This is a genomic window from Nitratireductor sp. StC3, from assembly GCF_003015025.1.
GTDB classification, from domain to species: Bacteria; Pseudomonadota; Alphaproteobacteria; order Rhizobiales; family Rhizobiaceae; genus Mangrovimarina; species Mangrovimarina alexandrii.
Genome location: NZ_PYBP01000001.1, coordinates 878,361 through 890,353, shown reverse-complemented (window position 1 = coordinate 890,353; position 11,993 = coordinate 878,361). Strand labels below are relative to the sequence as shown.

Below are 11,993 nucleotides of genomic sequence, written 5' to 3'. Positions count from 1 at the left end.
GATGCTCCTTCAAAACCCCGATGATCTGTTCTTCCGAGAACCGTGATCGCTTCATTGCCTGTCTCCTTTGTCGAGGAACAGGCTAACCCAAAATCGGGAACATCTCAGGGGAGCAGGTCAGGAACGGTCGCTCGGCATCGCTCGCCGCAAGGCGCTCGCCCTCGCAGCCTGGCCATCTTTGTGGATGCCGAGGTCTCGTCGATGAAGATCAGCTTCTCGGGATCGAGATCGAGTTGGCTATCGAACCAGGCTATGCGGCGGCGCAGGACGTCCGCGCGCTGCTGTTCGGCAGCATGCGCCGACTTTTTTTGAACGTGATGCCGCGCCGGTCGAGGAACAGCCACACCGTCGAGGGCGCAGCCCGCACGCCGCGCTCGGCGGCAAGGCGCTCGCCGATCTCGGCAAGCGTGATGTCCGGCGCCGCCTCGATCAGGCCCACAATGAAAGCCTCGTGCGCATCGAGCTTCGAGCGCGACGGCTGGCCCTGCTTGCGCGCCTCGGTCTCGCCAGTCTCGCGATAGCGGCGATACCAGGCCCCGGCCGTCGAGATCCCGATGCGGAAGCGCCGCGCCGCCTCCCGCGTCGAAACCCCATCCTCGATCGCCGCAATCACCCGACCGCGAAGGTCGCCGCTCAGGCTCCTCGTCATCTTCACCTCCTGCCAAATCACCCGCAGCAGTGAATCAGACAAGGCCGTCCGCGTTAACCCTCAAATCGACTCTGCGTTCTTCGAAGATGCTCTAGTCCTGCTGTTTCCGACCGTTCACCGGTATGGTTTTCACAAACGTCCAATTTTGATCGGCATATCCGAACATTCCCAGTTCTCGAATTTCTGATAGATGATCGGTCATACTGCCGAAAAAATACACTGTCCTGGATTCCGGTGGCTTTCGGTACAACGACACACCTTCCATTTTTGGGTCATGAAGTCCGAAATATTCCAAAATAGTCGGCGCGACATCGAGGAGTTGCCGATTTTCCAGCTCGGTCTTGAACGCTGTCTGTCCGGGAAACTTCACCATGAGCAGCACGCTCGCCTCGCACGCGGCCTGCTGTGTCGAAATGTCTGAAGGCTTTGTCGTGTCACGATCGAGTGTAGGTACCTTGGGATCGAAGGAAAATCCGTCGTTCCACCAGCTGCAAATGCGCGGCCAGCCTAGGCCATGGTCGGAATGGACGACGATCAAGGATGTGTCGTATCTTCCCAGACTTTTGAGCAGATCGCCGACGCGGCGCAGCACTGCCAAAGAGCAGTCACTTTGGTCTTCCAGGGCGCGGCGGGGGTCTTTGGCTTTTGCTGCGTCTGTGCCGATAAAAGAACAGTCGCCGTCGAAGGCGAACGGTCCATGCGGAAGCATGAAGTGCAAGTAGGTATATCGGCCGCTTGCCGGCCAGTCGGCTTCCTGGCGTTCGAACTCATGCAGCGTTTCCATCGTGAATGACTGGATCGGCCAGTCGGCTTGCGCCCGCTCCGTCGCGCTCAAGGTCTTTTGAAGCCAGTCGGATAGCGAGAACGCATAATCCCACCGTTCGACATCCGGACGGTCATTGCCGAGCGACCCGGAGAGCACCGCTCTCAAGGACGCCGGTATTGACCTCAGAAATATCGTGTCTACGAGAAAGTAAATGGACGCCTTTTCGTCACGTTTATTGTAAATATCGATTGTTGAATTGCATACGATAGCGTTTGGGTCGCAATAATAGGAGTAAAATGGGAAGTACGCCAGTGAAACGCCACTTTCCCGCATGGTTTTTGTCATGCCTTCCGTAAAAGCAGCTTCAGACCATGCTTCAAAATCCTCTGAATATAACTGGCCATGAAATACGGAGCGCATGGAAAGATTTGTTCTGCCATATTGTGACGCAGCATTTGAAAAATATGTATAGCCATCGAGGCCCGGATTTCTATTTTGTTCTATTAGATATTGAACATAGGGCCCAACAAACGCGTCAAGAACGATATGATAGACATTGCCGGGATAAGTCCCGCCATCGGAGAGGTCCGGGCCCTTGGAAATTTCTTGGCCGTTTTCGGCAGGATCGACGAATGTCCCTCTTATGGCGTAGGCATTGATTGCTCCGAAACCACCATTAATGAGTGCGAACGCCGCCAGCGCCCTGATCGTCAGCGCCAACGGCGCGCGCGCGATGAGCGCAATGCAGGTCGCGAGCACCAGAATTTCTATGACGGCGACAGTTGCAAGCTGTCGCGCGGACGATATCCAGATCGTTGACGCCAATGCGTCGAAAACAAACACGCTTATGCAAAGCGAGCCGAGCGTAGCTGCCGCGTATTTTTGCATTGCAGGGCGGAAAAAAATCAATATCGAAAGAAAAAGTAAAATAGAAATCAAGAATGAATAAATTAACGGATACAAGTCTGTCAAATAAAACGTAAATATTTTGGAGTTTTTGGATATCGCGTCAACTGGAATTGAGATAAATAATATTGTTGGAAACGCGGAGGAGGCAAGTAATATTATAAAAAAATATATTATATTTCTATTAGTCATTAACAATGCCTTGAGTACTGGTATACTGTTCTTCCGGATTGGGAGGTCTCCAGGGAGCGTTCAATCCGAGACGACGCGGCGAGGATTTTCTCAAAATTTTCCTTGGTGTATTCGTCGAAAATATCCTCGCGAAGCGCGAGCATTTGGCGGATCGTGGGGTCGTCTTTGGGAACGAATTCTAGGATTCCGGATGGTGCCCTATCTATAATCCAGGGGATAACTTGGTCGAGCGGGGCATTGTGCGCTATGGCTAGGTGATGTTCGAAAGCCAGTGCCAGCACCGCGTCGGCCTTTGCACGCGCATCGTGGCCGCTACGTTCCATCTGGCGCCAGCCTTGGCTTGGTGAGGGGTTCTTCGCATCCAGAAATAGTGGTAGGAAGTTGAGCGATTGCTCCTTGGCGCGATGATGCGCGACGTCCAAGGCTTTTTGATCGAAGTCGAACCCAAGCGCCTGTTCTGCACCGGCGTCCAGAGCGACCTTCGAGTATTCGCCGGTGTTGCATCCGAGGTCAATTATGCTGGCCGGGTGCTCCGATGCCACGAAATCATGCACAAATTGACGTTTTTGCGCTTCCTCGTCCGTGGTATAGGTGTTGTTTTTTGCATAGTCTTCCCACACGGTCGCCCCGATCCGGTCAGGCCTGAGCTTCGCAATCCAGTTGCGCAATTGCTTGAGCAATGCCTTGAAGCTGGCGAGCGGCAAGCTGCGTTTGGTCAATTTGCTCGCGACTTCCTCGCCCCCGGCGGTGCGCTGTTGAAAGCGGTTCGGAACAACCACATGCGTCATGACGTTCCAGGACAGCTTGTTGCGCAGCGAAAGCAGCTTCGCCAACTCGTCGGTCGGAATACCTTCGAGATTGCCCCGGTACCAGCTGTTGTGCGCAACGCCAAAAATCGCGCGGAGCAGGAGCGGGTTGAGGAACTGCTCGCAAAACTGCCGGTGACCGAGCCAAAATTCACCCTGTTGATAGCGGCGGATAGAAAGATGGTCGATGAATATCGGCCTGGGACCGTCAAACTGCACGTTGTAGGCGGACGCATCTGAGAGGGTAAAACCGCGATCCAAGAGTTGCAGATGAAGGTCGAGGTGAAACAAGGCGGCGTCGCGGAGCAGCGAGAAGGACCACTCATAAGGGTATGAGATAAAGGGCAAGCGAGGATGTTCCAAAAGATACGCCTCGCCGGCCTGTTTCCCTTTTTCAACTTCGCTTAAGGCGACGAGCTTCTCGGCGCCCACAAGGCTGTCGAAAACGCCGCTGTCGCGTGCCGCCTCGTAGTCTGCGGCAGCCCTTGGCGCGACCGACCTATATATTGACCCGCCTGCCTCGTAGACATAGCCAGACGGATCTCGGAAAGAGCCTGCGTTTCTTTCCAGCATGGCCGCTCAGCGTTTGTCGTCGTCATTGTCGGACGATGTTTCGGAGTCCCTAGATGACTGGGTGAAAACGCTTTTTACGCGATGCCAGAAGACAGAAACCGACGCCGCGCCGATGGCAACGGCACCCAAAATACCCTGCAAGATCATACTGCCCGTGCCTGGGTCGAGGTAGGCGTAAGCGTTATTGGTTAGTAGTCCCGTTATCGCGATAAAAGTGACTAGTTTGGCGGTCATGGAAGGGTTCCCTTCGTGGAAGTTTTCGAGCTTATCCAATCGATATCGAGACTGTATACGACTGTCAAGAAACTGTCATACATAGGAGTAAAATGTTGAAAATATTGTATTTTGTTTGATAAAAAATAATTGCAGCGCGCAAATGAACGTCAGAATGCGCCTGATTGAAGGTGGTTATGAAGAAGAATCGCATATATTTGTTGAGAATGTTCGCTTTAGAATCAATAGCTTGACGTTATTGGGCGAAATGAGGAATGAGCCTGGAGGGAAGCCGGTCAATAGGTTTTATCAACGCAGGCCGATGCAGCGTCGCCGACAAAAAATACACGCTTGGCGAGCTTTCAACCAACCCCACTTTCCGGTGTCGACTGTGCGACCGGCAGGCTGACGGTGAATGCGGCGCCGCCCTGGGGGCTCTCGGCCACCGTCAGCGTGCCGCCGAAACCGGTCACGATCTGCCGGCTGATGGCGAGCCCGAGCCCGGCGCCGGTCTGGCCGGCCGCGGCGCCGCGCGCGAATTTGGCGAAAATCGCCTCGCGTTCGGCTTCGGGTACGCCGGGCCCGTTGTCACTGACGGTCGCCTCGTAGCGCCCCTTGCGCACGCGGCTGGCGATGACGACCTCGGGCGCGCGGGTGCCGTTATATTTGATGGCGTTGGAAAGCAGGTTGACGAATACCTGGGCCAGCCGGTCGCGGTCGCCGTCGACGATGGCCCGGCGCGCGCGTTTTGCGCGGACGATGCCGACCCCGGCCGCGCGGGCCAGCGCCTCGCAGCTTGCCAGCGCCTGGTCGAGCGCCAGCTCCGGATCGAACGGTGCCGGCGTCGCGCGCGCGCCGCTGTCGCCGGGCTGGTTGAGGTCGAGAATGCCGTCGAGTAGGCGGGTTAGCCGTAGGCTTTCCTCCTGGATGACACGCAGATAGCGCTGCTTTTGCGCCGCCGGCATGTCCGGGGTTTGCAAAAGAATGTCGCTGAAGGCACGGATCGACGTCATCGGCGTGCGCACTTCGTGGCTCACCTGGCTCAGGAACTCGTCCTTGCGCTCGTCGATGGCACGCAATTGCCGGTTGGCGCGTGCGAGCTCGTCGGCCGTCGCCTCGATCTCGCGCGATTTCTGCTCCAGCTCTTCGGAATAGGCGCGGATCTGTTCGGTCTCGTCGGCCAGTCGCTTCAGCTCTTCCACGCTGATCGTCTCGCTGGTGACCACCGACGACACCAGCGCGCGTGCGGTGGCGGCGCCGACATTGGCGGCGAGCCTTTGTTCGACGGTGGCGATTAGCTCGTCGCTGGCGGTCATGGCGTGGTCGCGGGTGTTTTGTGAGGCGAACAGCGACACTGCCTCGCCGGCCCCCAAAACGCGGTCGGCGATGCCGCGCAGATCGCGGATGTTGGCCGTGCGCCGCATGACGCTGAGCTCGCTCTCGGTCTGGCGCCGGAAAATGTCGATGAACAGGCGCGACTGGTAGCGGGCGAGTGGGGTCGGATCGGTGAGCAGCGACACGCCGAAAAACAGCGCCAGATTGGCCGTCATGCTCCAGAACAGGGCATGCACCAGCGGATCGAGCCGGCTGAGGCCGAACAGCGCGTGCGGCCGCAGCCAGCCGAGCCCGAACGGGCCGTCGGCGATTGCGCTCGCCGGCAGCAGGAAGGCGCCTTCGAAACTGGGCAGGAACAGCGTGTAGGCCCAGATCGCGAAACCGGCGGCAAGCCCCGCCAGTGCTCCGGCCTGGGTGGCGCGGCGCCAGTAGAGCCCGCCCACCAAGCTTGGCAGGAATTGCGCCACGCCGCAAAAGGAGATTAACCCGATCGCGGCAAGCGCGTCGAAACTGCCGCTCAGCCGATAATAGAGCAGGCCGAGAAACACGATGAACACGATGCTGACGCGGCGCGCCGTCAGGATGAAACGGCGCATCAGCCGGGCGCTGGCGTCTGGGGCGAGGCGCAGGCTGAGCGCCAGCGGCATGACGAGATGGTTGGAGATCATGGTCGACAGCGCGATCGACGACACGATCACCATCGAGGTGGCCGAGGAAAAACCGCCGAGAAAGGCCAGCAGGCCGATCGTGCCCTGATCGGCGCTGAAGGGCAGGGTGAGCACGAACAGGTCGGGGTTCGAGCCTTCCGGCAGGCGCTGCAGGCCGGCGAGCGCGATCGGAATGACGAACAGGCAGATCAGGAACAGGTAGAGCGGAAACAGCCACGAGGCCGTGCGCAATTGGCGCTCGCTGGTGTTTTCCACCACCGTGACCTGGAACTGCCGTGGCAGGCAGATGACCGCCGCGCCGGCCAGAATGACGAGGCTCACCCAGCGGCTGCCGAACGTGTCGGCGGGGTTGGTCAGGTTGGCCGGCGCATCCGCGAACATTGCCGTCGGTCCGCCTTCATTGCCCAGAACGACCCAAAGCCCCACCGCCACCAGCGCCACCAGCTTGACCACCGCCTCGACCGCGATCGCCGCGATCACGCCGTGGTGGCGCTCGTTGACGTTGATGTTGCGTACCCCGAAAATGATCGAGAAGGCGCACAATCCGGCCGCGACCCAGAACGCGATCGCAAAATCGGGTTTTAGGTTGAGATTGGCGGCCGCGACGGCACCAGCCGGATAGGTCAGCACTTGGAAGCTTGCCGTCAGCGCCTTGAGTTGCAGCGCGATATAGGGCGTGGCGGCAACCACCGCGATGATGGTGACCAGCGCGCCGAGAGCCGAGCTCTTGCCGAACCGGGCCGAGATCAGATCGGCGACCGAGGTGGTGTGGTAGGTGCGTCCGACCGCGACCAGCTTGCGCAGAAACACCCACCAGCCAACGAACACGATCGTCGGGCCGATATAGATGGTGGCGAATTCCAGCCCGTTGCGCACCGCCGAACCGACCGCGCCGAAAAACGTCCACGACGTGCAGTAGATCGAGATCGACAGCGTGTAGACCAGCGGCGACGACAGCCATCCGCCGGGACCGCGCCGCGCCCGACGGTCGCCGAAAAAGGCGACCGCAAAAAGCAGCGCCACATAGGCCATGCACGCGACAATGACGAGATCGGCCGACAGCATCAGTCTTTCGCCGGCTCGTCCGGCCGCCGGAAAGCCTTGTCGCGCGCACCGGCGCCTGCGAGTCGGCTCGCCACGATGGCCGCGCACAAAATCACCAGCGCCCACACGCCGAAGATGTAAAGCACGATCAGCGGAATGCCGCCCAGTGCCACGGGGGCGGTGAAGGTCAGGACAAAGGGCGGCAGGAACAAGAATATGGCCGCGAACGGCAGAACCGAGGCCAGGTCGCGCGTGCCGCGCTTGTCGTCGCCGCGGCGCTCAGTGTCACGCGCCGACAATGGAGCGCACCCGCGCCACGACGTCGGCGTTGGAGAACGGTTTGGTGATGAAGGCGTCGGCGCCGATCGTTTCGGCCATGCGCCGGTCGGCGGCCTGGCCCTTGGCGGTAAGAACCAGAACCGGCAGCCGCTTCAGGGCGGGATCGGCGCGGATGGCGCGCAGCAGCTCGAAACCGTTCATGCCCGGCAGCATGACGTCGAGGATGGCAGCGCTGAACCGGCCGCGGCGCAGCCGGTCGAGCGCGTCCGTGCCGCTGGCGAGCGCCTCCACGGCAAAGTCGGCGCGCTCGAGAATGAAACGCAGCGATTCAACGATATTGGGCTCGTCTTCGACGATCAGGACGCGTGTCCGCTCCACCCCCCGTTCCCTCTTTTATTTTTGCGGTTTTACCTACACGCATCGGCGGTGTTCAAACATTCGCCTTTTGTCTGACGCCGCGCCGCGACAAGGCCCGGCAGGTGCCGGAGTTCAGCCGATCAGCGGAGCTTCCTGACGGTGGCTGCAGTCCTGGCGCGGGCACAGCCGGCAGACCGTGCCGACGGCGAGCGTTGCGCTGTTCCGGTCGATGCCGTCCCCGTATACCGTCGCGTCGGCCTCGGCGGCCTGGCACACAAGCATGATCGATTGCAGGTTGCGCGGCCTGCCGATCGCGGCCGTGCTCTTGTCGACCGCGCGGGCGAAGAACAAAAAACTCTCGCCCGACGGCAGCTGGCCGTAATGCCGGACGGTGACCCCGGGACTCTGGAAGGCGGCGTAAACCGCCCACAAGGGACAGGCGGTCCCGTAACGCGGCAGGGGCAGGGCGGCGAGCGGCAGACGCTTGGTGACATAGCCCGATGGGTCGGAGCGCATATAGGCAAACCGTACGCCCTCCGCGCCCGGCCTGCGCAAGGTCGCAAGTCTGTGGGCGGCCTGTTCGTAGGAGACGCCGAACCGGCGCATCAGCGCGTCAATGTCGTAGCGGCTCTCGCGCGCCGCCAGCAGGAAGGCATCGTAGGGCATCAGGATCGCGCCGGCGACATAGCTTTCGAGCGCGGCAGCGGCGAGGGTGCGCGCCGTCTCCGAGCCGAGTGCGGGGTGGTTTTGCACGATCCGCGCTATGGGGTCGCCCGCGGTCCCGTGGACCGTCTCCTTGACCAGGGCGAAGCGGCTGGACGGGTCGCGGAAGCCGGCCCCGCCGCCCGGCGGGCCGTCGCCATGGCCGAGGCCGGCTGCCAGCGCCTCGAGGTCGGGAAAGAAATTGTCGGTTTCGGCGATGAAGGCGTCGACGCTTTCCATCGGCGTGGCCGAGCGCACCCGCTGATGGGCGCTGCCGAAAAAGTCCACCAGCGCCTGGGCGGTGTCGGACAGGCGGGCGCTGTCGGAGGCGATGATGTCGAGGAAGCGCCGCCGGCTCGGCAGGTCGAGACGTTCCTCGTCGGTCAGGATCTCGGCCGCTGCACGGATTGCCGTCACGCTGGTCAGCATGCGGTGCACGCTGTCGGCCAGGAAGGGATCGCGGTTGAGACGGTCGGCCAGCGCCAGGACCGCCTCGTTGCGATCGCGATAGACACTGTAGAGCCGCAACAAAAGGCCTGCCCAGTCCGGCAGGCGGCCGACCAATTCCTCGGCGCCGTGCGGCGGTAACGCGGCCGCGCCGATCGCCGGATCGACGGCGATCTCGTTGAGATCGTCGACGCGCCGTTTCTCCGCCTGCCCGTCGAGCGTTTCTCGTCCGGTGTTGAGACCGGCGGCGAGGCGTTCGAGCACGGCCGCGGTCACGGGGCGGCGGTTGGCCTCGATCAGGTTCAAGTAGGAAGCGGAAATCCCGGCGCGCCGGGCGAGCTCGGCCTGGGTGAGGGCGCGCTGCTTGCGCAATACCCTGATTTTCAACCCCGAAAGCGTCTTGGTCATCGTCGGCAATCCGCCATTTTTGTGAATTGTTTACACAATTTTCGAGGTAGAGCGCAAGTTATTTACAGAAATTTCTATATAAACCAAAGGCTTATTGTGAAATTGACTGAATTTGCGCAGAAAGGGGAGCGGGCGGCCGGCATGCATCGCCGCATGGCGCCGCACCGACACCCGAGGGAGGAATTTCATGCATTTCGACAAAATGAACCGCCGCGGCTTTCTCACCAGCACCGCCGCGCTCGGCGCCGGTCTGGCCATGCCGACCATTTTCACCAGCGCTTCGCGCGCGCAGGAATATTGCAACATGCCGACCGGCGATACGGTTGTGTTCGGCTTCAACGTGCCGCAGACCGGCGCCTATGCCGACGAGGGCGCCGACGAGCTGCGCGCCTATGAACTCGCCGTCAAGCATCTGAACGGCGAGGGCGACGGCGGCCTGTTGAACACCTTCACCTCCAAGGCGCTGAAGGGCAGCGGCGTGCTCGGCAAGAAGGTGGCGTTCGTCACCGGCGACACGCAGACCAAGTCCGATGCCGCCCGCGACAGCGCCAAGCGGATGATCGAGAAGGAAGGCGCGATCATGATCACCGGCGGATCATCGTCGGGCGTCGCGGTCGCGGTGCAGGGCCTGTGCAACGAGATGGGCATCATCTTCATGGCCGGCCTCACCCATTCCAACGACACGACCGGCAAGGACAAAAAGCGTTACGGTTTCCGCCACTTCTTCAACGCCTATATGTCCGGCCAGGCGCTCGGCCCGGTTCTCGCCGAGGAATATGGCACGGACCGGCGCGCCTATCACCTGACCGCCGACTACACCTGGGGCTGGACCCAGGAGGAATCGATCATCAACGCCACCGAAAAGCTCGGCTGGGAGACGGTTTCGGCGGTGCGCACGCCGCTCGGCGCCGGCGATTTCTCGCAATACATCACCCCGGTCCTGAATTCCGGCGCCGACGTGCTGATCCTCAACCACTACGGCAAGGACATGGTCAATTCGCTGACTCAGGCGGTCCAGTTCGGCCTGCGCGACAAGCAGGTCAACGGTAAGGATTTCCAGGTCGTCGTGCCGCTGTTCTCGCGCCTGATGGCGCAGGGGGCGGGCAAGAACATCGAGGGCATTCTCGGTACCACCAATTGGAACTGGTCGCTGCAGGACGATGCCTCGCAGGCCTTCGTGAAATCCTTCGGCGAGGAATACGGATTTCCGCCGTCGCAGGCCGCCCACACCTGCTACGTCCAGACGCTGCTTTATGCCGATGCCTGCGAGCGGGCCGGAACCTTCGCCGCCCCGGAAGTCATCAAGGCGCTGGAGGGCTTCGAGTTCGACGGCATGGGCAACGGCCCCACGCTCTACCGCGCCGAGGATCACCAGTGCTTCAAGAAGGCTCTGGTCGTGCGCGGCAACGATGACAAGCAGTCCGAATACGATCTGCTCAAGGTCGTCAAGGAAGTCGACCGCGAGGCGCTGACCTACGACGCCTCGATCTTCGGCGGCGACCTCGGGCCCAACGAAGGCAAGAGCTGCTAGGCTGAAGGGCCAAGCACCGGACCGGTCGCCCCCGTGGCGACCGGTCGCCATCGCGGCCCGCCTCGCGCGGGCTTTGGAGCCGGACGGGGCGGCAAGATCATGGACGCTATCATCATCCAAATTCTCAACGGTCTCGACAAAGGCGCGGCCTACGCGCTGATCGCGCTCGGGCTGACGCTCGTGTTCGGCACGCTGGGGGTCGTGAACTTCGCGCATGGCGCGCTGTTCATGCTCGGCGCGTTCTGTGCCGTATCCTTTAACGCGCTTTTGACATGGCCGATCCAGCCGCCGAAGGCGGAAGGTCAGCTGTTCGCCCCCAAGGCGATCCCCTTCATGGAGCATCAGTTCGGCGAACTTGGCGCGGCGATCGTCAATTGGTCGGTGCCGCTGTCGATCCTGATCGCCATCCCGGTGATGCTGCTCATCGGGTTGATCATGGAACGCGGGCTGATCCGCCATTTCTACAAGCGGCCGCATGCCGATCAGATCCTCGTCACATTCGGCATGGCGATCGTGCTGCAGGAAATCGTCAAGAAGATTTTTGGCGCCAACCCGATCCCGCAATCGGCGCCGGAGATGTTCAACGGCACCGCCGATATCGCCGCCTGGCTGGGCATGAGCGATGCCTTCATCGTCTATCCCTGGTGGCGTCTGATCTATTTCGTCTTCGCCGCCGTGGTCATCGGCGCCGTCTTCGCGTTCCTGAATTTCACCACCTACGGCATGGTGGTGCGCGCGGGCATGCGCGACCGCGAGACGGTCGGGCTTTTGGGCATCGATATCGAAAAGCGTTTCACCGTCGTGTTCGGCATCGCAGCGGTCGTGGCCGGGCTCGCCGGCGTGATGTACACCCCGATCCTGCCGCCCGACTACCATATCGGGATGGAGTTCCTGGTTTTGAGCTTCGTCGTGGTGGTGGTCGGCGGCATGGGCTCGCTGTCGGGCGCCGTGCTGGCCGGTTTCGTGCTCGGAATCCTGCAATCCTTTGCCTCGATGAACGAGGTCAAAAGCATCTTTCCCGGCATCGATCAGATCATCATCTATCTGATCGCCGTGATCATCCTGCTGACCATGCCACGCGGGCTGATGGGACGCGCCGGCGTGATGGAGGACTGAC

At 61.0% G+C, this 11,993-nt stretch carries 10 protein-coding genes; 2 read left to right on the top strand and 8 right to left on the bottom strand.

Annotated elements, in window-relative coordinates; translation table 11 throughout:
- Nucleotides 1-250 precede the first annotated feature (250 nt).
- From C7T96_RS04420 to C7T96_RS04380, 8 genes are all read right to left on the bottom strand, one after another.
- Nucleotides 251-649, bottom strand: coding sequence for a helix-turn-helix domain-containing protein (locus C7T96_RS04420; protein ID WP_146149139.1), 399 nt, complete (start codon nucleotides 647-649; stop codon nucleotides 251-253).
- A gap of 91 nt (nucleotides 650-740) precedes the next feature.
- Nucleotides 741-2,387, bottom strand: a complete 1,647-nt coding sequence (locus tag C7T96_RS23815; RefSeq protein ID WP_158264305.1) for a hypothetical protein — start codon at nucleotides 2,385-2,387, stop codon at nucleotides 741-743.
- Between the two features lie 125 nt (nucleotides 2,388-2,512).
- Nucleotides 2,513-3,892, bottom strand: coding sequence for a class I SAM-dependent methyltransferase (locus C7T96_RS04405; RefSeq protein WP_106569905.1), 1,380 nt, complete (start codon nucleotides 3,890-3,892; stop codon nucleotides 2,513-2,515).
- Nucleotides 3,893-3,898: 6 nt separating this feature from the next.
- Nucleotides 3,899-4,126 (bottom strand): hypothetical protein, encoded by a 228-nt coding sequence (locus tag C7T96_RS04400; RefSeq protein WP_106569904.1) that lies wholly within the window; start codon nucleotides 4,124-4,126, stop codon nucleotides 3,899-3,901.
- 341 nt (nucleotides 4,127-4,467) lie between these two features.
- Nucleotides 4,468-7,173: a sensor histidine kinase gene (locus C7T96_RS04395; protein ID WP_106569903.1), complete on the bottom strand. Its 2,706-nt coding sequence runs from the start codon at nucleotides 7,171-7,173 to the stop codon at nucleotides 4,468-4,470.
- Nucleotides 7,173-7,451, bottom strand: coding sequence for a hypothetical protein (locus tag C7T96_RS04390; RefSeq protein WP_106569902.1), 279 nt, complete (start codon nucleotides 7,449-7,451; stop codon nucleotides 7,173-7,175). Before C7T96_RS04390 ends, C7T96_RS04395 begins: the two co-directional genes overlap by 1 nt.
- Nucleotides 7,438-7,809, bottom strand: a complete 372-nt coding sequence (locus C7T96_RS04385; protein ID WP_106569901.1) for a response regulator — start codon at nucleotides 7,807-7,809, stop codon at nucleotides 7,438-7,440. The genes C7T96_RS04390 and C7T96_RS04385 overlap by 14 nt, the downstream gene beginning before the upstream one ends.
- A 111-nt stretch (nucleotides 7,810-7,920) precedes the next feature.
- Nucleotides 7,921-9,345, bottom strand: coding sequence for a helix-turn-helix transcriptional regulator (locus C7T96_RS04380; RefSeq protein WP_106570006.1), 1,425 nt, complete (start codon nucleotides 9,343-9,345; stop codon nucleotides 7,921-7,923).
- Between the two features lie 187 nt (nucleotides 9,346-9,532).
- On the opposite strand from C7T96_RS04380, the gene C7T96_RS04375 reads away from it, so the two are divergent.
- Together C7T96_RS04375 and C7T96_RS04370 are read left to right on the top strand one after the other, a co-directional pair.
- Complete coding sequence (locus tag C7T96_RS04375; RefSeq protein ID WP_106569900.1) at nucleotides 9,533-10,876, top strand: substrate-binding protein; 1,344 nt, start codon at nucleotides 9,533-9,535, stop codon at nucleotides 10,874-10,876.
- Between the two features lie 99 nt (nucleotides 10,877-10,975).
- Complete coding sequence (locus C7T96_RS04370) at nucleotides 10,976-11,992, top strand: branched-chain amino acid ABC transporter permease (RefSeq protein WP_106569899.1); 1,017 nt, start codon at nucleotides 10,976-10,978, stop codon at nucleotides 11,990-11,992.
- Nucleotide 11,993: the final 1 nt, after the last annotated feature.